A 22,488-nucleotide genomic window follows, 5' to 3' on the forward strand; every position below is an offset into this window, starting at 1 on the left:
CCCAACGGCTTTCAACGTAAAACTACTGTCGGTCTTGAAAAGAACTGTTCGCTCAAGACCGGAGATTTTTCGGTCACCAAGTGACGGCATTGCAGGCGGTTTATATAGGGTGTGTACTCGAACGAAGGGGTTTGAGTTCTGGCTTCCGAGGCGCGTTCCGCCCTGCTCCGAATACTGATTCGCTCGCGGCGGGTTTGGCTCAATCCGATATGTCGCTGAATCCAGCCTGTACGAGCGGCTCGGATGCGATAAGAATGACGAAGAAATGGACGATTTGGAGCGGGAAACGAGACTCGAACTCGCGACCCCAACCTTGGCAAGGTTGTGCTCTACCAACTGAGCTATTCCCGCTTGAAGATGACATTGCCCGTTTGGGAAAATGTCGGTTTGATATCGACATCGGTCCAATACCTATGGAGGCTGCGACCGGAATCGAACCGGTGTATACGGCTTTGCAGGCCGCTGCATAACCACTTTGCTACGCAGCCGTTTAAGGTCCAACAAAAAAGCCGCGTAGCGGCGCGGCTTTAAAATTTGGAGCGGGAAACGAGACTCGAACTCGCGACCCCAACCTTGGCAAGGTTGTGCTCTACCAACTGAGCTATTCCCGCTTTGTTTCCGATCCGGCGTATTATAGGGTGTAAATTTTTTAAGTCAACAGTTATTGCAGGTTGATGCCGGAAGTCCAGGCGCGACGGCCTTGGCATTCGCCGCTGGCGGTAATTTCGACTTCGGCCCAAACCAGGTTTTTGTCGGTGGTATCGTTCTGGATTTGTAACAACTTGACCGGCGAATTCATCGGCATATGTTTGCATGCGCCGTCGCGGTCGTTTTCCTCGGTATCGTCGTAAGCCGCCAAAGAGCCAGGGACGCCAACCAGTCTGACCGTGGCATTCGGATCGTAAGTATTCGGGCTTTTCAGAACGTAACTTTGTCCAACGACCAGCGGTTTTTGCTGATGAACGGGCAATTTGGGGTTCGATCCGCCGCTAAAGATCATCAAGAGCAACAGCAAGGCCACGCCGCCGACGCCGCCGTAAAATACTTTCGGATTGGATTCCTTCAGGGCCAATATGGTCGCCAAAGCGTTAGCCGCTCCGGCTTCGACAGGGGCCGCGGCAGGTTCCGCAACTGATGCCGGTTGATTGGGTTCCTCGGCAGGGCTGCTGTTCTCTGTGTCGTTGGTGTTTTCTTCAAGGCTCATGCGATGTTTCCTCTTAAGCTAGTTATTATTATGGGACGGGCCGCTAAAGTTACCATGCTGACCAAACATTTCAAGCATTCGTTTAAAAGTCGTTTATTTTTGAGGGGTAGCTTGCGAGGTCTTATGAATTTAAGGCTGGAAAAATGCTCGGCTTGGCTATATATTAGGAAATACTTAATTACCCCCATTTCAACGCCATGCACACAACAGGTACACGTTTCGCAGTCTTGCTGATGGCTTCGTCATTGGGTTTGACGGCCCATGCCGAGTCGGCCGGCTCGGTTTACACATTGGAGCGGGCCATCGATCAAGCGTTGGCCGGCAATCCCGAACTCAGCATTCTGCAAGCTAGAATCGAGCAGGCGAATGCTCAACTCGGCGAAGCCTTGGCCAGTTTTTATCCGCAGGTCAAAGCCAGCTTGTCCTACCAGCACAGCGACAATCCGGCGCAAGCGTTCGCGATGATCATCGCTCAGCGGCGGCTCGATTTTAACAGCGGTGATTTTAACCACCCAGGTGGCGTGGATAACTATCGCCCCCAAGTCACGGCTAGTTATTCGCTGTTTCGCGGCGGTCGGGATTACTATCTCGGTAAGGCCGCAGAGCTGGGCGTTGAGGCGTCGGAGCTGGAAAAATCGGCGCTTCGCAATCATTTGCTGAATAACGTGACCGCCGCCTATTACGGCGAACTGGCCGCGGTCGCGGCGCACAAGATCAGTATCGGCGCGGTCGACGCGGTTGACAGCGAGTTGCGCCAATCCCGCTTGCGTTACGAGGCGGGCACCTTGCTGAAGTCGGAAGTCTTGTCGCTGGAGGTCCAATTGGCCGAAGCCAAGGATGCGGAAATTCAAGCGGCCAACGCCATCGAACTGGCGCAGAACATGTTGAAAACCTTGCTCGGCTTGGGTGCCGGCGAGCCATTGTCGATAGCGGAGGCGGAGGCCGCGTTACCGACCACGCCGGCGACTTACGAAGAGCTGTTGGATCAAGCGCGGACCCATCCGGAATTACAGGCGGCTCAAAAACGAGTCGAAATCGCCGAACGGCAACTTTCGGCCGCGCAAGGCGCGCATTTACCGCGCGCCGATGCTTACGTCAGTTACGGCTCCGACAGCCGGGACTTGGCTTTCAGTGCCAATCGCGACAATGTCACTGCCGGCGTCACGGTCGAGCTGGACTTGTTTTCAGGTTTCGCCACGCAAGAACGCATCAAAAAGGCCGAGCACGAATTGATCGCCGCCCAAGAAGCGGCGCGTCAGACCCGGTTACGTATCGAAAACGAGTTGCATAGCGCGCGCCTGAAACTGTCGGAAGCCCTGAATCGCGTGCAAGTCGCGGGCGTCGCGGTGTTGGCGGCCGAAGAAGCCCTGAGGCAGGTCAGCGAGCAATATCAGGCTGGCGTCGTGACGGTTACCCGCTATATCGAAGCCGAAGTGGCTAGAGACAAGGCCCACACCAGGCAAATCAACGCCCGATACGACGCGTTGCGCGCCGATGCGGAACTCAAGCAGGCTTACGGTGCTTGGCAATAAACTTCAGGAAGGAACATGACCTCTTCGAATACTCATTCCGCGTTGCCTGCTTGGGCAATTCCGCTGGCCGCCGTTTCGGCGCTGTTGTTGGTTATTTTCGTCGCATTGGGCATCATCGGCGGCCCAGAAAAAACCGAAGTCGGCACAACTCCGGCCGCCGTTAATTCGGTGCCGTCCGGCGCTCGAACTTACCGGGTCTCGTTGGCCGGTGCAGATCGGCTGTTGGAATGGCAGGGCGTGGTGCGCTCGCGTCAGGCTGTCAAGATCAGTCCGAAATTTTCCGCGCGAATAGTGGAGATTCCGGTTAAGGTCGGAGACAGGCTGAAAAAAGGCGAGGTGATCGCCAAACTGGACGACCGCGACCCGCGTGCCGCCTATAGTGCGGCGGTTTCGGCGCAGGCAGCGGCTCAGGCTCAGGCCGTGCAAGCGGCGGCTGACGAAAAACGCGCTAGCGAACTGTTCGAAAAACAAGCCGCGACCCGACAAAGCTATGACGCCGCGCTGGCTCGGGCGAAGGCGGCCAGGGCCTTGGCCGAACAGGCCGCCAGCTCGGCTCGGCAAAGTCAGGTGATGATGGCCGAAAACGTGTTGTACGCGCCGTTCGACGGCGTGGTGGGCGAACGTTACCAAGATCCCGGCGATATGAGCGCGCCCGGTCAGGCACTGGTCAGCTTTCACCAGCCCGATGCGCTTCGATTGGAAGTGTCGGTTGCCAGCGCTTGTAGCGGCCGCATCGGTTTGGGCGATACCGCGGCGGTGCGTATCGACGGCGTTGATCTGATCGGCCGAGTGGCCGAATTGGCCCCGGAAGTCGATCCGCAAACCCGCACCCGTCTGGTCAAAATCGATTTGCCGGCCACGCCCGGTTTGCAGCACGGTCAGTTCGCCACGTTGGCGCTGCCTTGCGATACGGCCGAATCGGCCCTATTGATCCCGGCCGGCGCGGTACTGAATTTCGGCCAGTTGCAGGCGGTACGCGTGGTCGAAAACGGCACTTGGCATATCCGGCACATTCGCACCGGCAAGCGTTACGGCGAGCGGCTGGAAGTACTGACCGGCCTGCGCGACGGCGAAACCATCCTGGCGGATAGCGAGCTAGCCTTATGAGTTCGAGCAACGAGGCCAAAAAAGACACGCTGACGGTGGCGATTGTCCGGCTGTTTACCACGTCGCATCTGTCCCTGCTATTCCTGCTGATCTCGCTGCTGGCCGGCGCGGCGGCACTGATACTGACGCCGCGCGAGGAAGATCCGCAAATCGTCGTGCCGGTGATGGATGTGTTCGTCAAATATCCCGGCGCGACGGCGGAGGAAGTCGAGAAACGCGTCACGACGCCGCTGGAAGTGTTCCTAAAGCAAATTCAGGGCGTCGAATACGTTTACTCAGCCTCCAGTCCCGGTCAGGCGCTGGTCACGGTGCGCTACGAGGTGGGCCAAAGCATCGTCGATAGTTTGATCAAAACCCACGATAAATTGCAGGCCAATCTGGACATCATCCCGCCGGGCGTCACCGATTGGGTGGTCAAACCGGTCGAAATCGACGACGTGCCTATCGTGCTGCTGAGCTTGTCCAGCCCCAAGGCCGGCGAAGACAGCATGGCGGTTCGCCGGATCGCCGAGGAATTGATCGAACGCCTGCGCGCGATCGATGACATCGGCAAAAGTTGGGTGGTCGGCGCGGCGCCCAGGATGATTTCGGTATACCCCGACCCCGCCAAGCTGCAAGCCGCCGGTCTGGATTTGGCGGAGCTGCGGCAGGCCTTGTCGCAAGGCAATGCCAATCTGCAAATCGGTCATTTCAATCAAGCCGGAAAAGACATCTTGCTGGAAGCGGGGCCACAGTATCAAAACCTCGAAGCCGTCGGCGCCACGGTGTTGAAAAACGTCGGCGGCCGTTTGGTTTATCTGCGTGACGTCGCCGAAATCCTCGACGGTCCGCAAGATACCGACTACTACACCCGAATTGGTTTTGGTCCGGCGGCGCATGAAGCGGAAACGGTTGGATATGCTTCCGGGCAACAGGTGCAAATCGGCGGCGGACCCGCTGCCGCATTTCCATCATCCCTGGCGGGCGAGGAAAGGCAAATGGCGACCATCGCGATCGCCAAGCGCAAGGGTGCCAACGCGGTAGCCGTCGCCGAACAGGTGTTGGCGCTAACCGAACAATTACACGGCACGCTGATACCGGATGATGTGCAAATCAACGTCACCCGCAACTACGGCGAAACCGCCAACCATAAGGTCAACGAACTGGTGATGCACTTGAGCATCGCGATTTTGACCATCATCGTGTTGCTGGCCTTGTCCTTGGGTTTTAAGGAATCGCTAATCGTGTCGTTGGCGGTGCCGATGACGTTCGCTGTAACGCTGCTGCTGGATCTGATCTTCGGTTACACCATCAATCGGGTTACGCTGTTCGCGTTGATCTTGTCCTTGGGCTTGTTGGTCGACGACCCGATCGTCGATGTCGAGAACATCCATCGCCATTACAAGATGCGCAAGGAACCGCCGCTGCAAGCCTTGCTGACCGCGGTCAACGAGATTCGTCCGCCGACGATATTGGCGACCTTCGCGGTGATCATGTCCTTCGTGCCGATGTTTTTCATCACCGGCATGATGGGCCCCTACATGGCGCCGATGGCCTTCAACGTGCCGATCGCGATGCTGATGTCGTTGCTGATCGCCTTTACCGTTACACCTTGGGCCAGCTACAAACTACTGAAAGGCGATTACGGCAAGGATCATGGTCCCGAGTTCAAACTACACGACACGCGCGGCTTCAAGCTGTATCAAGCCATCATGCGGCCGCTGTTGGGCAATCAAGCCAAGGCCAAGGGGTTTTTGCTGATCGTATTCATTGCCTTCGTGTTGTCGGCGTTGATGGCGGTGTTCCGCGTCGTGCCGCTGAAACTCTTGCCGTTCGACAATAAAAACGAGCTGCAATTGGTCATCGACATGCCGCGCGGCTCGTCGCTGGAAGCCACCGACGAAGTCGCGGCGGCGGTCGGGCGCTATCTGGCCACCGTCAACGAGGTCGCCAATTATCAAAGCTATGTCGGTTTGGCCTCGCCGATGGATTTCAACGGTTTGGTGCGGCATTACTATTTGCGCCAAGGCGCTTACGTCGGCGACATCCGCGTGGTATTCGTCGATAAGACTCGCCGCGAACAACAGTCGCATGCGATTGCATTAAGAATGAGGCCCGAGATCGACAAAATCGAACGCCAATACGGCGCCAACATCAAGATCGTCGAAATGCCGCCGGGGCCTCCGGTATTGTCCAGCGTGGTCGCGGAGCTCTACGGTCCACCGGAAGCGAGCTATCAGGACATCATCAAGGTTTCCAACCGGGTGCGGGCTGAATTGGAACAAACCGAAGGCGTGGTCGATGTCGACGATTACGTCGAAGCGCCGCAAGACCGCTTGCATTTCATGCTCGATCAGGACAAGGCCGCGTGGCTTGGCATCACTACCGAGCAAGTCGCCAACAGTCTGAAATTGGCCGTGGACGGTGGGGTTGCCGGCACCTTGCATATTGCCAGCGAGCGCCAGCCGCTGTTGATCGAGCTGCGCTTGCCGCGTTCGGCCCGTTCGTCGGAGGCCGATTTGCTGGCGCTGTCGGTTAAAACCGGGCAGGGCAAGCTGGTGCGGCTGGGCGAAATCGGCCGCTTCGAGCACGATCACGGCGATCAGACCATCTATCATAAAAACCTGGAGCGGGTGTCCTACGTGCTCGGCGAAATGGCCGGCCGCAGTCCGGTCGAGGCAGTGTGGGATTTGGGCGACAAGTTGGAAGAAAAACCGCTGCCGCCCGGTTATCGCGCCGAAATGGCCGGCGAGGGCGAATGGAAAATTACCGTGGACGTGTTCCGCGACCTAGGTTTGGCCTTCGCGGCGGCGATGGTGATGATCTACATCCTGCTGGTCGGCCAAACCGGCTCGCTGGGTGTGCCGCTGATCATGATGATCGCGATTCCGTTGACCGTGATCGGCATCATGCCCGGCTTTTGGTTCATCAATCTGTTCGCGTCGGACGTCGGCCAATATGCCGATCCGGTGTACTTCACCGCCACCGCGATGATAGGCATGATCGCGCTGGCCGGCATTGTTGTGCGCAACTCCATCATTCTGATCGACTTCATCGAGAACATCTATCGGGGCAACCCAGACATCAGTCTGGCCGACGCCATTATCGAAGCCGGCGCCACCCGTTTGAACCCGATCTTTCTGACCGCCGCGTCGGCCGTGCTGGGCTCGGTGATGATCGTGCTCGACCCGATCTTTTCCGGCTTGGCCTGGAGCTTCATCTTCGGCATCATCGCATCCACGTTGTTCTCGCTGGTGGTAATTCCGTTGGTGTATTTTCTGATTAATAGGAATATGCCCAAGGAAGTCGCGCTCGAAGAGTAAAGGCCGGGTTAGGGTCTGGCCGGTGGGGTAGGCTGCGTATTGTTAAGACTGACTAAGGCCGTCGATTGACGGCCTTTTTGTTGGATCGTGGTTCGTTAGGCTGGTGACAGGTGCCTCAGACGGCGAATCACGCATCGGACAACACCGCGTAGAAGCACGCATTGCCGGGTTACGCTGGACGGAAAAATGCGGGCCCAATTTCGACAGGAATTGGCTCATAGAACTTGGCCTCAGTTGTCTTGCGAAAGATGCCCTTCCGTTCCAGTTCGTAAGGGACATAGATGAACCGAGAGAAGCCATCGCATTCTAGGTGGACGCGCAGCCCATCGGGAACCGGTGCCTGATACTCCTGCGGAATGTTGACATTGGCAGCAAGAGCTGCGGCGCATATTTCGCCCGTCTGTGCGTTGCTGGTAAAGCTCTCGCCGAGCAGGCGATAAATGTCTTGTGGGTTTGGGTGCTCTTTTCCGTCATATCCACCAACGGCTTTTACCTGGCCATCAATGCCTACTGCTGCACCGAACGGATAGAACTCGCCAGAGTTGTTCAGCATCGTCTTTGCAAAGTCGATGCAGTAGTTGAGCAACTCATGAAGTTTGTGGGGATCAATGTTCATGGTTCAAAAATCTGAGCGAATAGCAAATGCGTGTGTTTGCGGAAAGCCTAACGATAAAGCTCACCGGCGGAGCGAAGCGGAGTCCGGTGCAGCGCCATGTTAGGCTGTACGGATACCCGCGACACACCGACCTTTATGCTGCGCGGGCTATATATTTGAGTCGATCATCGTTCTGTAAGAATTTGATAACGATGAAATAAGTGCATCATATATGATTTCGTAACTTGTATTATCTTCGGTTAATCCGAGTCTAGAGTTTATTGATTTTAATGTGTCAAATTTACTTTCCTCAGACTGAAGATGACATGTAATAATGCGGAAATCATATAGAACATAGAAAGGGCATGCAATATCTTTTGTATTGGCTAATTTTTGGCGCAATTCAATCCATAGCTCGAATAACTTGAGAGATCCTTTGTTTTTTATATCGGCACTAGCAGAAATAGACTTTATGTCGTCTTTTATTGCCTTGCTATTAAGGCTTTCAACAAATATACGATTAAATGATTCTATGACAGGGCCGACATGTTTATCTTCCCAAAAGACTGGCCGATGCAAATTAGATATTACTTTGCTTACTTCGCCTTCAAGCATATATAAATCAAAGTTAATCGATTGGCGAACAGCATCGTTCAGGCTTTTTCTTAGGTGAAAAAGGGTCGATTGTTTAGATGCCTCAGACCACTGCACATCTATTTGTGCTTCATAAAATTCTGAATGGATATCATGATCTGATGGAAGATTTTCTGATCTAAGATAATATTTTTCACTGTCGGGAAGGCTATCTATATCTCCAAGCCACATGATTACCTTATTGTTCTTGTTAATTCCGAAAGCAATATGCCAATCTTGTCCTCGCCATATGCTTCCATATGTTTCTGAGAATAAATCCAGCGTGTAGTCAGGGTTCTGAGAATACTTATTGAGAACAGATAAATTAAAAAACACAGGCGTCAAGAACCCTTCATTCCAAGACCTCATTAGACCCGGAATGTATTCATAATCTATCTGAGAATATATAAAATCGAATTTATCGGCAAAATTATATCTTTTGGTGTCTAAGGCTTTTGGCGTTAAAAATATTCCAGGCTTTTTGTGTTTTTTAGCCTCTTCTACAAAATACTTAATCATGTGCTTAGTTTTGTCCGGCAGGTGAACTTCTCCGGTGTTTTCATTTCTGAGCAATGGAACATTATTCAATGAAACCAAAATTCCATCTACCGTAAAGACATGCTGACCAAACCATAATGTAAGCTTATCGCCGGTCTGCTCATCAAAGTATGATTGGAATTGGTTTAGCTTAAGACTGTCCATAAATTGTAAATTTGAAAAATAAATTTTAGCGCCTAACAAGTAATTAAGTAGTTTCTGTATATCATCCAAAATTGGACGGTATACCAATCTTATCCTAACAGGACCCAGGCGCGTTCGACTGGCCGTCGTTTAAATTCACGCAAAAGGCCGCCAGCATTTGGCTTTTGCCAGCCAATCATTGAGCCGGCTAAAGGCTAACCGCAACGCGGCGGAACCCGTTGGTTTCCTCGTTCCAACGCAGCGCGTTGGAACGTCTGGCTTGACCGCGGCGCGGTCATTCTGGCACCGTAGCGCGGTGCTTTTTGGTTCCCACGCAGCGCGTGGGAACCAGGGACTGGCTACTCGGTATAAAGTCATCCTAATCAGTCAGCCAACAGCCAGCAAGTTTTATCAACTAAAAAACCGCTGCAAATACCTGCCGGTATGCGACGTCTTATGTTTGGCAATTTGCTTGGGCGTGCCTTCCGCCATCAGCGTGCCGCCGCCGCTACCGCCTTCCGGCCCCATGTCGACGATCCAGTCGGCGGTTTTGATCACATCCAGGTTGTGTTCGATGACGATCAAGGTGTTGCCGTGGTCGCGTAGGGTATGCAGCACGCTGAGCAACTGCTTGATGTCGTGGAAGTGCAGGCCGGTGGTGGGTTCGTCGAGAATATATAGAGTGGTGCCCGTGTCGCGTTTGGATAGTTCTTTCGCCAGCTTGACCCGTTGCGCTTCGCCACCGGACAGGGTCACGGCGTTCTGGCCAAGGGTGATGTAGCTCAAGCCGACATCAATCAAGGTCTGCAGCTTGCGCGCCAGGCTGGGAATCGCCGAGAAAAACGCCGCAGCGTCTTCGACGGTCATTTCCAAGACTTCGTGTATCGTCTTGCCTTTGTAGCGGATTTCCAGGGTTTCCCGGTTGTACCGCTTGCCGTGGCAGATGTCGCAGGGCACGAAAATGTCAGGCAGAAAGTGCATTTCCACCTTGATCACGCCGTCGCCGGCACAGGCTTCACAGCGGCCGCCCTTGACGTTGAAGCTGAAGCGACCGGGATTGTAGCCGCGAGAACGCGCTTCCGGCACTGCAGAAAACAACTCTCTGATCGGCGTGAAAATGCCGGTGTAGGTGGCCGGATTCGAGCGGGGGGTACGGCCGATCGGGCTTTGATCGATGTCCACCACCTTGTCGAATTGCTCCAAGCCTTCGATGGCCGCGCACGGCGCCGGAATACAACTGGCGCCGTTGATGACGCGGGCGGCGTGGCTGTATAGGGTGTCGTTGATCAGCGTCGATTTGCCGGAACCGGACACGCCGGTGACGCAGGTCAGCAAACCGACCGGGAAGCTGGCAGTGACGTTTTTCAGGTTGTTGCCGGAGGCGCCCTTGATCGTCAATTGCCGGGCAGTATCGTTGGGTGTGGTCTTCTTCGGCACTGCGATGGTTTCCGCGCCCGACAGGTATTGGCCGGTCAGCGAGTTGGCGTCGGCCAGAATTTGCGCGGGCGTGCCTTGCGCGACGATTTGACCGCCGTGCACGCCGGCGCCGGGGCCGATATCGACCACGTGGTCGGCGGCGCGAATGGCGTCTTCGTCGTGTTCGACGACGATCACGGTGTTGCCCAAGTCGCGCAATCTGAATAGCGTATTCAGCAAGCGTTCGTTGTCGCGCTGGTGCAAACCGATTGACGGTTCGTCCAGCACGTACATCACGCCGACCAGGCCGGCGCCAATTTGGCTAGCCAGCCTGATGCGTTGCGCTTCGCCGCCGGACAGCGTGTCGGCGCTGCGGTCCAGGGTCAGGTAATCCAGACCGACGTTGACTAAAAACTCCAGCCTTTCCTGGATTTCCTTGTTGATTTTGGCGGCGATTTCGCCGCGATGGCCGGGAATCGTCAGCGTCTGGAAGAAAGCCAATGTCTCCCGAATCGGCAAGCGGGTGATGTGATGAAGGGGACGGCCTTCGACGAACACGTTGCGCGCCGCTAAATTCAGGCGCGCGCCGTCGCAGACCGTGCAGGTCTGCTGCGCCAGATACTTGGCCAGTTCATCGCGTACCATCTGCGAATCGCTCTCGCGGTAGCGGCGCTCCATGTTGGGAATGATGCCTTCGAAGCTGTGCCGGCTGGTTTTGGCCTTGCCGTTGCCCATTTGGAATTGAAAGGCGATGGTCTCGTCGCCGCTACCATACAGAATCGCGGCTTGGACGGTTTTGGGAATATGCGAGAACGGCGCTTCCGGATCGAAACCGTAATGCGCGGCCAAGGCACAAATGATTTGGTAGTAATAGGCGTTGCGCCGATCCCAGCCGCGCACCGCGCCGCCGGCCAGGCTGATCTCCGGATTGTGTACCACCAGTTGCGGATCGAAATGCTGGCGCACTCCGAGGCCGTCGCAACTGGGGCAAGCGCCTTTCGGATTGTTGAACGAAAAGATGCGCGGTTCGAGTTCGCTGAGGCTGTAGCCGCAGTGGGGGCAGGCGTAACGTTCCGAGAACAGCAGTTGCTGGTCGGTTTCCATCGACGCGGCAATCGCCAGGCCTTCCGACAGCCGCAATGCGGTTTCGAAGGATTCGGCCAGCCGCAGTTGAATGTCGTCGCGGATTTTAAAGCGATCGACGATGACTTCGATGGTGTGTTTTTTCTTTAAATCCAGGGCAGGGGGCTCGTCCAACTCGTAGACTTCGCCGTCGATGCGGGCGCGTAAAAAGCCCTGGGCCTTCAAGTCTTCCAGCAACAGCACATGCTCGCCCTTACGCGCGTTGACCACCGGCGCCAGCAGCATCCAGCGCTCGCCTTCGGGCTGCGCCAATACTTGATCGACCATTTGGCTGACAGTCTGCGCTTCCAGCGATACGCCGTGCTCCGGACAGCGCGGAATGCCGACCCTGGCGTATAGCAGACGCAGATAATCGTAAATCTCGGTGATCGTTCCGACGGTCGAGCGCGGGTTGTGCGAGGTGGATTTTTGCTCGATGGAAATCGCCGGCGACAAGCCTTCGATATGGTCGACGTCCGGCTTCTCCATCATCGACAAGAACTGGCGGGCGTAGGCCGACAGCGACTCGACGTAACGACGTTGGCCCTCGGCGTAAATGGTATCGAAAGCCAGCGACGACTTGCCGGAACCGGACAGGCCGGTAATGACGATCAACTTGTCGCGCGGTAGGTCGATGTCGATGTTCTTTAGATTGTGGGTGCGGGCGCCGCGTATGCTTATGGTGTCCATTGCTGAGCATAGTGAAAATTTACACAGCTCGATACTATAAAGGTTGGCCCGAGTCTGGGTAAAGAAGGCTGCGTAATTTATCCTTGGTCCGGATAATGGCAAATCCTAAGTTTTTCCGAATTTGAACGTCTTTTGTTTGGTCATCCGGATTTCGGGGCGGCTTATTAGCGGACTCAGAAGAGACTGTTTGTTGAACTCCGAAACCTACATTGGTTATCAATGGAATAGCAGTGCTATGATTCGGTTGTTGACGATGTATTTCAAAGCTTAAATCCGACCTTTGGGGGATTAATGTCCGGCAAGATCATGGATTTTTACAACTGGGCTCGGCCTTGGCGAGAGCGGTTCGGTATATGGCACGGCCTGAAAATTGCGATGGTCATGCGTAAAGCACTTTGGTCTTTACCTGCGAACAGTGAAGTTGTTGTTAAAGTGCCAGGTATTTCTAAACCGATAACTCTTCGGGCCGGTACTTCCGATCCGGAAGTGTTTATGCAGATTTTTAAGGAACTTCAAGCTGATTTCCCCATTTCTGGTGAACCTCGAGTGATCGTCGATGCTGGTGCCAACATTGGATTGGCTAGCGTCGTGTTTGCACATCGGTTTCCTCGGGCGGAAATATTGGCGTTGGAGATTGACCGGCAAAATTTCGAACTATTACGGAGAAATACTGCGGACTATCCTAATGTCAAGGCAGTTTTGAAGGGGCTTTGGTCTAAAAAAACCGATATTTTCGTCACAAATCCTGGGGCCGAATCCTGGGCTTTTCAGGTATCTGAGCAATCTGTGTCGGATGGTCGGTCGATAAGCGCGTTGGGTGTGAAAGATATATTGGAAGAATATTCATACGCTAGAATCGATTTACTGAAGATAGACATTGAGGGGAGTGAGTATGAAGTTTTCAACGATGGTGTTGACGATTGGATAGACCGGGTTGGAATGCTCGCCATAGAAGTACACGATAGATTCCGTCCCGGTTGTACGGAGGCGATTCGGCGAGCTCTTCAGCCTTATGGTTTTATTGAGTCAAACTGGGCGGAATACTTGCTGTTTACCCGCGATGAATGACATGCAAATGCGCAGATTATCTGGAAACACATAGGATATGTCTATCTCCGCCACTCCATCCAGACTCTTGTCGGGATTGTGTTACGCCTGTTGCGGATCTAAATGTTGGCGTACGTTCTGGCTATCTCAATTGGGTCAGGCGTAGCGCTCGGAGAACAACAGCAGAGTTGCTCGCCACTTTCCTTCGAAGTCGCAATAGCCAAGCCCTCCGACAAGCGCCAGGCGGTTTCGAAGGATTCGGTCAACCGAGTTGATGCGGGCGCGCGAAAAGCCCAGGGTCTTCCAGTAGTACACGTGCTCGTCCTTGCGCGCGTTGACTAGCGGCGTCCAGCGCTCGCCTTCGGGCTGCGCCAATACTTGATCGACCACCTGACTGACAGTCTGCATGCTATACGGGCTGAATCCGGTCAGGGCAAAGCCGAATAGCGGGGCGAGGGCCTAGGCAACGATGCCGCGCGCGACGTGCGGGTTGGGCGCGCTTTCAAAGTTTGCCGTGTATCGGCAGGCGGGGTTCGCTTTGAATGTCGATCTGAATCGCGCCAAGTAATAATTGGAAGCCTAACACGATAGGCAGCACCGCCAACATCACGGTACCTGCGCTGGATAATACCCCGGCCATGCTGTTGTGGTACCAATGCCAGGCGCCGAACAAGGCGCCGCCGCCGAATAAGATCGAGCCGCTGATAAACATGATTGAGGCGGCATTAAAACCGCGGAGAAAATAACTGTAAAACAGTCGCTTGAAAAAACGGTTTAAATACAGCCCGGAAAATTCGAAGACGATGCGGCCGATTGACAGGTTGCTCACCTCGTTGGCGTAAACCGCGCGCATCGGAACGTCCTCGACCACCGCCCGCATCACGTTCAAACGAAATAGCAGATCGGATTCGAAGAAAAAGCGCCGAGACAGTTTGTCGAGCGGCAATTCCTCGGCGATTTTGGCGTGTATCGCGACGTAGCCGTTGGTGGGGTCCATGATGTTCCAATAACCGGTCGACATTTTGGCGATGAACGACAATAGGGTGTTACCCAATAGACGCAAAGTCGGCATGCCGTGCAGATAATCCAGCCGGTAAAAGCGGTTGCCCTTGCAATAGTCGGCTCGTCCCAAGCGAATCGGTTCGACGAATTTATCGATCAGGGCGGGGTCCATCTGGCCGTCGCCGTCGATTTTGACGATGATGTCGGTGTAGTCGGCCAACGCGGCGCGGATGCCGGAGATTACCGCTCCGCCGACGCCTTGGTTTATAGCGTGACGCAGAATTTTCAGGCGCGGATCGCTGAGGTGTTGTTCGACCCAGTCGGCGGTTCGTTCGGGGCAGGCGTCGTCCACCAAATAGATCGCCGACACTTGCGGACCGATCCGGGTTAATACTCGCAGTACTTCGGCGCCGGTCTTGTAACAGGGAATCACTACCGCAATCCGCATCAGGCGCTTCCTATCGCGACGATGCCGGCGACGATCATTAGCGAGCCGAATAACATTTGTAAATTCCAGACTTCGCCAAACAGATGGTGCGCGGCCAGCGGCACGATTAAGTAGGCTGCCGCGGTGAACGGATAAGCCTTGCCTAGCGGAACCGAATTTAGGACGTACACCCACAAGCCAGTGGTCAGTGCGTATAACAGCAGGCCGCCGAGTAAATAGGGATTGCGCAGGGCATCCAGCAGTCCGGCGCTGAGAGTAGCGGTTGAAATTGAGGTTGCGGCCTTTTTAAACAGTAACTGACCGGCCGCCAACGCCAGCGTTACAGTCAGGCACAACAACAGACTAAGTGGTTTCATCGGCGCGCCTCCTCAGCCAAGCGGGCATGCGCGCGACCAGACCGGCAGCCAGCGCGTATGCGATCGGATAGATCGGGAAGGCGTAACGCGGTAGCGGCGCCAACACGGTATGAACGGCGGTGAAATAGACGACCAGCGCCGCGCAAAGCAACCACGCCGGCTGGGTCGCGGGACTCGAGCGGCGGCGGCAAAGGTCGATCAGAGTCCAAAGGCAAGCGGCGGCCGTCAGCGCGATGATGAACGGATGCAGCGCCATCATGCCGTTCAAGCTGGCCGCCGGAATGGCTTGCCGGGTAAATACCGACGAATTGATGTTATAAACGTACGGGCCGCCAGGGCCGGCCACTTCTTCGGCTTGCCAGTACATCATCGGCTTACCGAACACATACCAATTTAAAAATTTCCAGGGTTCCGCTGCGGCGCGCTCGCGAATGACCCGATAGGCCTCACCCAAGCTTTGGCTCATGGCCGCATATTGGGGGTCTTCTCGGTAGGGATACGCTTTAAACTCCGGGCTTTTAAAAATTAAGTCGGGGTAACCGCCCAAGGTCAGGGCCGCCGCAGCCAAACTGACTTCTCCGGCTTGGCGGTGTTTGGATTGCCAAATTTGCCAGGGTGACCAAATCACTGCGGCGGTCACAGCCATGATCAGGCAATTTTTTAAATGGTTTCGGGTCCACCAAGCCAGCGGCAGCAGCGTGCCGGGAAGCAGCAATACAGCCGGGCGGACGTAAGCCGCTAAAGCCAATACCACGCCGCATGCCACGAATAGGGTCGGGCGACCTCTCGAAAACCCGGCAAGCAGCAGGGCCAAGCAGAATGTGATCAAGAAGCTCGACAAGGTTTCTGTCAGGATATAGCCCGCTCCGATAATCAATTGTGGCGACAGCGCGACCAACAAACCGGCAGGGACTGCGGCTTGCAAGCCACCGATCCGTAACGCCAAGTAGAACGCGCCCACGACGGTCAGGCTGGATAGAAGCGCCTGACTCAGTAAAACGGTATTGTAAAAGTGCTGGATGTCACCGGTAGCGTCCAATATTGCCGCTAGAAAGGCCGGATAGCCGGGACTGATCAACGTGGATGGCGTAAACGGGGCCGATTCGGCCAGCGAATAACCGTGATTTTCGACCAAATTGATTGCCAGTTGCAGATATTTGCCGGCGTCGGCTCGAAACGGGTAGTCGATTTCCATCGAGTATACGTAGCTCAAACGCGGCAGCAGTCCGCAGACGAAAACGAAAGCGGCAAACATTGCCGCAGAATAGGGTTTTGCCCGCAGTGTCATCGGATTTAACAAGTTGAGGTGAAAACCTATCGTTGTCTTCGAGAAAGCACGCGGCGTTCCCGCGACAACGATAACCGGCATCTAACTGTAGCCGAAAAATCTCGGAAGTCCGTCAACAGGTCTCCGAAACATGCGTGCGAATATGGCCGATTAACGTGGCGCGGTTTGGATTGAAGGCGGCTGAAATGGCGGTGGAGCCGTTTTTCGCGGCAATGTCGCAAGTTCTAGGGCTTCGGAAAGACCGCCGGATGTTAGTCGATAGTCTGAGTCCAGCGGCAGCGTTGCTTGACGGTTTCGGCGGTATGCGGATTGGCGATGCCCTTGGCGATCAGTGCGATGACTCGGTCGTCGGTATCGTAGCCGACGTGGGCATCCATTGGATTCGCCAGTTTGCCTAGGCCGAAGGCGTCGTAGACCCGGGCCACGTTGATATTGATGTTGGTGACGTTGACGCACAGCCGCGAATCCAAATACTTGTTGGCGAAGTCGTGCGGGATTGCATAGCTGAGTAGGTCGTTGGGGTCGCTGAAGGCAATGATCGAGGTTTTGGCCATGATGCGTTCGGCGTATTTGGCACCGTCGGCTCGGCAATAAGCGGCCGATTGATTGGCGACTTCGGGCAACGAGCGCCCCAATTGCAGCATCGGCAATTGGTTGGACATCATGTAGATCGGAATTTCCTTATTTTTAAGAATATTGGTTAGTGCCGTGTAATAGCTGGCGGTTTCGCCGTTGCCCAGCTTGGCGGCGATTTTCTGCAGGCCGTCTATCGTAATTCGGCTGCCCAGGCTGTGCGAGACGAAAGCATAGCTATCGTTGTAAAACGGCGTGACGTTCTTGGTGGTGCAAACTTGGCGCACTTCATCCGGCAAACTGTTCCAGTCGCCCTGTATCATCCAGCAAAACGACTGGGCGAAGGCCGACAGGATGTCTTCGCGTTTCTCGCCCAAGTAAATGATTGGGTCCGGGCCGGTGTCGTTGGAGAATTTTTTCAGCAGATCGTTGACTTCGGCGCGCCGAAACGACTGTTCCCCGGAGTTGTCGTAGGACAACACTTCTTTTTCCTTGGCGGTGATTTCCGACCAGGTCAGCTCGTAAAATAGTAATTCTTGAGTTTGGCTGGCGTCCAGATAGCGGTTGATACGCAAATTGCCCAACGGCTTTTCCGGTACCGTCGTATCCGCCAATTGGATATTTTTGACGTTTTTGCTGGTGACGGTCAGGTCCAATTCCTTGGTCAGCTTTTCCATGAACTGCGTGGAATAGCCGGGCAAATGATTGCCGACGCCATGCACCATCAAAACCTTCATCGTCCGCTTGGGGACTTCGAGTTGCGGTTTAATGCCGTTGAATTTGTCGCCCTTGATTTCGCAGACCCGGGTATCTTCCTGATCCTGCTTTTCCAATATCGCTTCGGTGATGCCTTTGCCAATGCTGGAGCAGCCGGTCGTTACCAGCGCCATCGTTAGTAGTAGGGGGATGCAATCGAGTCGGTTCATGGGGCGAGTTTATAAGTGGTGTTTTGCCGATCGGCGCTTCGAAAATTATTTATCCAGTTTCTTTTTGGCGGCGTCGGCTTCCGCGCCGATTTTTTCGACGGCTTCCCGATACTTGGCCTGAGCCTGGTTGGCCGATTCGGCGATGATGGCGTTGTCGGTATTGGCTTCCTTGATCAGGCATTCGAAATAATCGCGGGATTTTTGCTGCCAAGTGTTGATTGCGGCGATACTTTTATTGAAAGTATCCACGTCGCTGTCGTCGATGACCGGCGCGTCGGGTTTGACGCCGCAGCCGGCGGGTTGCCAAGCGCCGCCGGACAAGGTGCCGGCCGTGGCGGGGCCCGCGAACAGCAGGGCGCAAAAGCTGAAAGACAGAATCGGGGTTTTCATCGGCAGACTCCTTGAGTGTCGGTAGGGTGGATTAACTGAGCATCTGGCGTATGTGTTCGATTTCATCCTTGGCCTGATCCAGCACGTTGATGCTCAGATCGGCGTCCAGATTGCCGGCGGCGATTTTTTTATAGGCCGGCAAGTCGTCCATTTTGGGCATTTTCTTGATGTCGACCTTGCCGATGAAGCTATGCAATTGCGAGATCATTACAATATCGCAATAGCTGGCCTGGGCGCCGCCGTCGCGGTACCAGTTTTCGGCCTGAATGATGACATCCTCGAAATCGCTGGGAAAGTCCCATTTGCGAACGATCTGCACGCCGATCGGCGCGCGCAGTTCCCGCACCGCTTCGGCCAAGTCGTCGGGGTTGGTCAGAATGTCGGGTTGGCGGTCGGCGTAAGCCAATATCGGTACGACGCCGATGTCGTGAATCAGGCCCGCCAACATGGCTCGGTCCGGGTCGAAGCCCGGCGTCTTGTGCGCCAGTACCGCACTGATCGCCGCGACATAGCTGCTATGCGACCAGAGTTCCTGCATCTTGCGGCGTATCACTGGCGATTTGGCATTGAACACCGCCTTCAGCGCGAACGCGGTGATGATGTCCTGGGCGGCTTTCAGGCCGAGCCGGGTCAAGGCTTCCGGGCAGCTTTCGATTCGGCGGCGTCCCCTGTATAGCGGACTGTTGGAGATCTTGATCAAGCGCGCGGTGATGCTTGGATCGATCTGTACGACGCGAGCGATTTTATTGCTATTGGCGCTGGGTTCGTTGATCGCCCGACGGATTTTCACCGAGACGTCGGGAATGGTCGGTAAAGCCAGGGAGTCGGATTGCATGTATTTGAAGCAATCCTGGTACAAGCGGTTTTTCGCCAGTTTGCTGTTTAGCGGGGGAGATATGGCCTCGGTCATCGTGTCGCTTAATTCGGACAAGCACGGGGGATTGGTTTAAAATCCGCCGCTTATGTTTAATCACCAATCGTCTATGAATCCAACATCGCCGGATGTTATCACAAGCCTGACCACCATCAGAGACTATATTCGCTGGGGTGCCAGCCGTTTCTCCGAGCACGGAATCTTTCTGGGGCATGGCACCGCAGCCCCGCTGGATGAAGCGGCGGCCATCGTATTGCATACCTTGCATCAGCCCTACGATTTGGCCGAGGCCTATCTGAACAGCGTGTTGACGATGTCCGAGCGCCAGGAAGTCTTGAATCTGATCGAGCGCCGCATCGTCGAGCGCAAGCCTTCGGCCTACCTGACCCATGAAGCGATTTTCGCCGGCTTGTCGTTTTACGTCGATGAGCGGGTGTTGGTGCCGCGCTCGCCGATCGCCGAATTGATCGCCGAGCGCTTCGAACCCTGGGTCGACGAATCCGAGGTGTTCAATGTGCTGGACCTGTGCACCGGTAGCGGCTGCATCGCGATCGCATGCGGCTACGCCTTTCCGGAAGCGCGTATCGATGCGCTGGATTTGTCGGAAGATGCGTTGGCGGTCGCTCAAATCAACGTCGAGAAACACGAGTTAACCGAACAAGTCGAGCTTTTCCAATCCGATCTGTTCGAACAACTGCCGGTCAAACCCTACGACATCATTGTCAGCAATCCGCCTTACGTGGCCTTGGCCGAGTGGCAAAGCCTGCCGGCCGAGTTTCACGCCGAGCCGGCCATGGGCTTCAAGGGCGGCGAGACCGGGTTGGATCTGGTGATTCGCATTCTGGCCGACGCCAACCAGTATTTGGCGGAGCAGGGCATCTTGGTGGTCGAGGTCGGCAGCAGCGCCGAGACCTTGCAGGCGATGTTTCCCAACGTGGCCTTCCATTGGCTGGAATTCGAACGCGGTGGCGACGGCGTATTTCTGTTGACCGCCCAACAGGTCGCGGCCCACCACACTCTTTTGCTAGCGCTTTATAGATCATGTCCGGAAATACCATAGGTAAACTGTTTACCGTCACCACCTTCGGCGAAAGCCATGGCCCGGCGCTCGGCGCGATCGTCGACGGCTGCCCGCCGGGATTGGAACTTTGCGAAGCCGATTTGCAATTCGATCTGGATCGCCGCAAGCCCGGCACGTCGCGCCACACCACCCAGCGCCGCGAAGCCGACGAGGTCAGGATTCTGTCCGGCGTGTTCGAAGGCAAAACCACCGGCTGTCCGATCGGCTTGTTGATCGAGAACACCGACCAGCGTTCCAAGGACTACGGCAAAATCGCCGACAGTTTCCGACCCGGCCACGCCGATTACACCTACCACCATAAATACGGTTTTCGCGATTATCGCGGCGGCGGCCGTTCGTCGGCGCGGGAAACCGCGATGCGGGTCGCGGCCGGGGCGATCGCCAAGAAATATTTGCTGCAGCAGCACGGCGTGCAGGTGCGCGGTTATTTGTCGCAATTGGGGCCGATCAAGATCGAAGCCTTCGATTGGCAGGAAATTCCGAACAACCCGTTTTTCTGCCCCGATGCCGGCAAGGTCGCCGAAATGGAAAAATACATGGATGCCTTGCGTAAGGAGGGCGAGTCGATAGGCGCTAAGATCGAGGTCATTGCCAGCCAGGTGCCGCCGGGCTTGGGCGAGCCGATTTTCGACCGCCTGGACGCCGAGCTGGCCTATGCCTTGATGAGCATCAACGCGGTGAAAGGCGTGGAAATCGGCGACGGCTTCGACTGCATCGCCACCAAGGGCACGCAATTTCGCGACGAAATCACCCCGGACGGTTTCTTGAGCAACCACGCCGGCGGCATCTTGGGCGGCATTTCCACCGGGCAGGACATCGTCGCGCGGATTGCGTTGAAACCGACGTCCAGTCTGCGCTTGCCCGGCCGTAGCATCAATAGCAAGGGAGAGCCGATAGAGGTGGTTACCGAAGGCCGTCACGACCCTTGCGTCGGTATTCGAGCCACGCCGATCGCCGAGGCGATGGTGGCGCTGGTGCTGATGGATCATCTGTTGCGCCACCGCGCTCAAAACCTGCACGTCGATTGCGGATTGCCGATCCTACGTTAAATGCCCGTTCCTTACTGGCGTTTATCGAGCTTTTACTTCTTTTATTTCGCGACGCTGGGTTCGTTCCTGCCGTTCTGGAGTCTGTATTTGCGGCAGGTCGGGTTTGCCGCCGATCAGATCGGCGAGCTGACCGCGCTGATGGTCGCGACCAAGATCGTCGCGCCCAATTGCTGGGGCTGGTTGGCCGACAAAACCGGCCGCAATCTGGGCCTGATTCGGCTGACCTCGCTGCTGGCGGTAGTCAGTTTCGCGGCGTTTGCCTATCGTAGCGACTTTCGTTGGTATGCGGCGGTCACGATATTGTTCAGTTTTTTGGAACGCGACGCTGCCGCAGTTCGAAGCCGCGACCTTGTTTCATTTGAAAGCCGAGCCGCAACGTTACAGCCGGATTCGGCTGTGGGGTTCGATTGGGTTCATCACGGCAGTGTTGGGCATAGGCCGCTTTGTCGACGCTTTCAGCATCGCTTATTTGCCGCTCATCATTGCCGGCTTGATGATCCTGAATTGGTTGACCGCGCTGATCACGCCGGAAGCGGCGCCGCGTCACGCGAGTCGCGGCGGCGATGCCGGTTTGTGGCGGGTGCTGCGCCGGCCGGAGGTTCTGGCGTTTTTGCTGGTCTATCTGTTGCTGCAGGCCGCGCACGGGCCGTATTACGTATTCTATTCCGTGTATTTGCAGCAACACGGTTATTCGGCCAGCGCGACCGGTCTGCTGTGGGCGTCCGGCGTCGCCGCCGAAGTGTTAATCTTCGTCGCGATGCGGCCCTTGCTGAAATGGATAGGACCACGCGGCCTGTTGCTGGCGTCCATCGTACTGAGCGTGGTGCGCTGGATGCTGATTGCCGACGCGGTCGACTCGCTGGCGCTGACCGTTGTCGCGCAACTGTTGCATGCCGCGACCTTCGGCGTGGCCCATGTCGTGGCGATGCAGTTGCTATTTCAATATTTCGGCGAAACCCATCAGGCCAAGGGGCAGGCCTTGTACAGCAGCGTCAGTTTCGGAGTCGGCGGCATGTTGGGTAGTTTGTACAGCGGTTACTTCTGGACGTTGCTGGGCGGGCGTCTGGTTTACATCATCGCCGCGCTGATCTGCTGTCTGGCCTTGCTGGCGGCTTATCTGGGCGTTGCTCGGGAAAGCCGGCCGCGAATCGGTTAAAATTTGTCCGAAGTCA

At 55.6% G+C, this 22,488-nt stretch carries 17 protein-coding genes, 3 tRNA genes and 1 pseudogene; 7 read left to right on the forward strand and 14 right to left on the reverse strand.

The features are described 5' to 3' along the window. Nucleotides 1–275: 275 nt before the first annotated feature. The 4 genes from ACP4CD_RS01015 to ACP4CD_RS01030 all read right to left on the reverse strand — a co-directional run bounded on the left by ACP4CD_RS01015 (nucleotide 276) and on the right by ACP4CD_RS01030 (nucleotide 1,204). A tRNA-Gly gene (locus ACP4CD_RS01015) sits at nucleotides 276–351 on the reverse strand. 63 nt (nucleotides 352–414) lie between these two features. Continuing rightward, nucleotides 415–488: transfer RNA gene (locus ACP4CD_RS01020), tRNA-Cys, on the reverse strand. 47 nt (nucleotides 489–535) lie between these two features. Further along, nucleotides 536–611: transfer RNA gene (locus tag ACP4CD_RS01025), tRNA-Gly, on the reverse strand. 50 nt (nucleotides 612–661) lie between these two features. After that, nucleotides 662–1,204, reverse strand: coding sequence for a hypothetical protein (locus ACP4CD_RS01030; protein ID WP_071155652.1), 543 nt, complete (start codon nucleotides 1,202–1,204; stop codon nucleotides 662–664). Nucleotides 1,205–1,437: 233 nt separating this feature from the next. On the opposite strand from ACP4CD_RS01030, the gene ACP4CD_RS01035 reads away from it, so the two are divergent. The 3 genes from ACP4CD_RS01035 to ACP4CD_RS01045 are packed head-to-tail and all read left to right on the forward strand — an operon-like array spanning nucleotide 1,438 to nucleotide 7,145. Next, nucleotides 1,438–2,736, forward strand: a complete 1,299-nt coding sequence (locus ACP4CD_RS01035) for a TolC family protein (RefSeq protein WP_281020859.1) — start codon at nucleotides 1,438–1,440, stop codon at nucleotides 2,734–2,736. Between the two features lie 15 nt (nucleotides 2,737–2,751). Then, nucleotides 2,752–3,843 (forward strand): efflux RND transporter periplasmic adaptor subunit, encoded by a 1,092-nt coding sequence (locus ACP4CD_RS01040; protein WP_426993023.1) that lies wholly within the window; start codon nucleotides 2,752–2,754, stop codon nucleotides 3,841–3,843. Next, entirely contained in the window at nucleotides 3,840–7,145 is a 3,306-nt protein-coding gene (locus tag ACP4CD_RS01045; RefSeq protein ID WP_426993025.1) for an efflux RND transporter permease subunit, read from the forward strand. Before ACP4CD_RS01040 ends, ACP4CD_RS01045 begins: the two co-directional genes overlap by 4 nt. Before the next feature lie 169 nt (nucleotides 7,146–7,314). Here ACP4CD_RS01045 and ACP4CD_RS01050 read toward each other — a convergent pair whose 3' ends face one another. From ACP4CD_RS01050 to uvrA, 3 genes are all read right to left on the reverse strand, one after another. Next, nucleotides 7,315–7,761, reverse strand: a complete 447-nt coding sequence (locus ACP4CD_RS01050) for a hypothetical protein (protein ID WP_426993027.1) — start codon at nucleotides 7,759–7,761, stop codon at nucleotides 7,315–7,317. A gap of 147 nt (nucleotides 7,762–7,908) precedes the next feature. After that, nucleotides 7,909–9,075, reverse strand: a complete 1,167-nt coding sequence (locus ACP4CD_RS01055; RefSeq protein WP_426993028.1) for a hypothetical protein — start codon at nucleotides 9,073–9,075, stop codon at nucleotides 7,909–7,911. Nucleotides 9,076–9,465: 390 nt separating this feature from the next. After that, the gene (gene uvrA, locus ACP4CD_RS01060; RefSeq protein ID WP_426993029.1) at nucleotides 9,466–12,282 is read right to left on the reverse strand and encodes an excinuclease ABC subunit UvrA; all 2,817 of its coding nucleotides are present in this window, start codon (nucleotides 12,280–12,282) and stop codon (nucleotides 9,466–9,468) included. A gap of 291 nt (nucleotides 12,283–12,573) precedes the next feature. Between uvrA and ACP4CD_RS01065 the strand changes: the two genes are divergently transcribed. Continuing rightward, nucleotides 12,574–13,350, forward strand: a complete 777-nt coding sequence (locus ACP4CD_RS01065) for an FkbM family methyltransferase (RefSeq protein WP_426993031.1) — start codon at nucleotides 12,574–12,576, stop codon at nucleotides 13,348–13,350. A 135-nt stretch (nucleotides 13,351–13,485) separates the two neighbouring features. On the opposite strand, the gene ACP4CD_RS01070 is transcribed toward ACP4CD_RS01065, so the two are convergent. The 7 genes from ACP4CD_RS01070 to ACP4CD_RS01100 form a co-directional block, all read right to left on the reverse strand. Beyond that, nucleotides 13,486–13,737, reverse strand: a complete 252-nt coding sequence (locus tag ACP4CD_RS01070) for a hypothetical protein (protein ID WP_168033470.1) — start codon at nucleotides 13,735–13,737, stop codon at nucleotides 13,486–13,488. 94 nt (nucleotides 13,738–13,831) lie between these two features. Beyond that, the gene (locus ACP4CD_RS01075) at nucleotides 13,832–14,779 is read right to left on the reverse strand and encodes a glycosyltransferase family 2 protein (RefSeq protein ID WP_426993033.1); all 948 of its coding nucleotides are present in this window, start codon (nucleotides 14,777–14,779) and stop codon (nucleotides 13,832–13,834) included. Further along, a complete protein-coding gene (locus tag ACP4CD_RS01080) occupies nucleotides 14,779–15,135 on the reverse strand; it encodes a hypothetical protein (RefSeq protein WP_281020853.1) in 357 nt (118 codons plus the stop codon). Before ACP4CD_RS01080 ends, ACP4CD_RS01075 begins: the two co-directional genes overlap by 1 nt. Beyond that, nucleotides 15,122–16,423: a hypothetical protein gene (locus ACP4CD_RS01085; RefSeq protein ID WP_426993034.1), complete on the reverse strand. Its 1,302-nt coding sequence runs from the start codon at nucleotides 16,421–16,423 to the stop codon at nucleotides 15,122–15,124. The genes ACP4CD_RS01080 and ACP4CD_RS01085 overlap by 14 nt, the downstream gene beginning before the upstream one ends. 251 nt (nucleotides 16,424–16,674) lie before the next feature. Next, nucleotides 16,675–17,886, reverse strand: a complete 1,212-nt coding sequence (locus ACP4CD_RS01090) for a hypothetical protein (protein ID WP_313729782.1) — start codon at nucleotides 17,884–17,886, stop codon at nucleotides 16,675–16,677. Nucleotides 17,887–17,967: 81 nt separating this feature from the next. Continuing rightward, the gene (locus tag ACP4CD_RS01095; RefSeq protein WP_071155634.1) at nucleotides 17,968–18,312 is read right to left on the reverse strand and encodes a hypothetical protein; all 345 of its coding nucleotides are present in this window, start codon (nucleotides 18,310–18,312) and stop codon (nucleotides 17,968–17,970) included. 31 nt (nucleotides 18,313–18,343) lie between these two features. Then, nucleotides 18,344–19,222 carry an HDOD domain-containing protein gene (locus ACP4CD_RS01100; RefSeq protein WP_064028602.1) on the reverse strand — a complete coding sequence of 293 codons (879 nt, stop codon included), beginning with the start codon at nucleotides 19,220–19,222 and terminating at the stop codon, nucleotides 18,344–18,346. Nucleotides 19,223–19,295: 73 nt separating this feature from the next. Here ACP4CD_RS01100 and prmB point away from each other — a divergent pair, with 73 nt between their 5' ends. The 3 genes and pseudogenes from prmB (at nucleotide 19,296) to ACP4CD_RS01115 (ending at nucleotide 22,472) form a co-directional block, all read left to right on the forward strand. Beyond that, nucleotides 19,296–20,246, forward strand: coding sequence for a 50S ribosomal protein L3 N(5)-glutamine methyltransferase (gene prmB, locus ACP4CD_RS01105; RefSeq protein ID WP_426993036.1), 951 nt, complete (start codon nucleotides 19,296–19,298; stop codon nucleotides 20,244–20,246). Beyond that, nucleotides 20,228–21,316 (forward strand): chorismate synthase, encoded by a 1,089-nt coding sequence (gene aroC, locus ACP4CD_RS01110; protein ID WP_426993037.1) that lies wholly within the window; start codon nucleotides 20,228–20,230, stop codon nucleotides 21,314–21,316. The genes prmB and aroC overlap by 19 nt, the downstream gene beginning before the upstream one ends. After that, a pseudogene (locus ACP4CD_RS01115) lies at nucleotides 21,317–22,472 on the forward strand (MFS transporter). Nucleotides 22,473–22,488 lie beyond the last annotated feature (16 nt).

It is taken from the genome of Methylomonas stagni (assembly GCF_050154735.1).
GTDB lineage: Bacteria > Pseudomonadota > Gammaproteobacteria > Methylococcales > Methylomonadaceae > Methylomonas > Methylomonas koyamae_A.

Coding starts and splice junctions, on each gene's coding strand:
- ACP4CD_RS01030 (WP_071155652.1), bottom strand. CDS start 1,204: ATGAGCCTTGAAGAAAACACCAACGACACAGAGAACAGCAGCCCTGCC.
- ACP4CD_RS01035 (WP_281020859.1), top strand. CDS start 1,438: ATGGCTTCGTCATTGGGTTTGACGGCCCATGCCGAGTCGGCCGGCTCG.
- ACP4CD_RS01040 (WP_426993023.1), top strand. CDS start 2,752: ATGACCTCTTCGAATACTCATTCCGCGTTGCCTGCTTGGGCAATTCCG.
- ACP4CD_RS01045 (WP_426993025.1), top strand. CDS start 3,840: ATGAGTTCGAGCAACGAGGCCAAAAAAGACACGCTGACGGTGGCGATT.
- ACP4CD_RS01050 (WP_426993027.1), bottom strand. CDS start 7,761: ATGAACATTGATCCCCACAAACTTCATGAGTTGCTCAACTACTGCATC.
- ACP4CD_RS01055 (WP_426993028.1), bottom strand. CDS start 9,075: ATGGACAGTCTTAAGCTAAACCAATTCCAATCATACTTTGATGAGCAG.
- uvrA (WP_426993029.1), bottom strand. CDS start 12,282: ATGGACACCATAAGCATACGCGGCGCCCGCACCCACAATCTAAAGAAC.
- ACP4CD_RS01065 (WP_426993031.1), top strand. CDS start 12,574: ATGTCCGGCAAGATCATGGATTTTTACAACTGGGCTCGGCCTTGGCGA.
- ACP4CD_RS01070 (WP_168033470.1), bottom strand. CDS start 13,737: ATGCAGACTGTCAGTCAGGTGGTCGATCAAGTATTGGCGCAGCCCGAA.
- ACP4CD_RS01075 (WP_426993033.1), bottom strand. CDS start 14,779: ATGCGGATTGCGGTAGTGATTCCCTGTTACAAGACCGGCGCCGAAGTA.
- ACP4CD_RS01080 (WP_281020853.1), bottom strand. CDS start 15,135: ATGAAACCACTTAGTCTGTTGTTGTGCCTGACTGTAACGCTGGCGTTG.
- ACP4CD_RS01085 (WP_426993034.1), bottom strand. CDS start 16,423: ATGACACTGCGGGCAAAACCCTATTCTGCGGCAATGTTTGCCGCTTTC.
- ACP4CD_RS01090 (WP_313729782.1), bottom strand. CDS start 17,886: ATGGCGCTGGTAACGACCGGCTGCTCCAGCATTGGCAAAGGCATCACC.
- ACP4CD_RS01095 (WP_071155634.1), bottom strand. CDS start 18,312: ATGAAAACCCCGATTCTGTCTTTCAGCTTTTGCGCCCTGCTGTTCGCG.
- ACP4CD_RS01100 (WP_064028602.1), bottom strand. CDS start 19,222: ATGACCGAGGCCATATCTCCCCCGCTAAACAGCAAACTGGCGAAAAAC.
- prmB (WP_426993036.1), top strand. CDS start 19,296: ATGAATCCAACATCGCCGGATGTTATCACAAGCCTGACCACCATCAGA.
- aroC (WP_426993037.1), top strand. CDS start 20,228: ATGTCCGGAAATACCATAGGTAAACTGTTTACCGTCACCACCTTCGGC.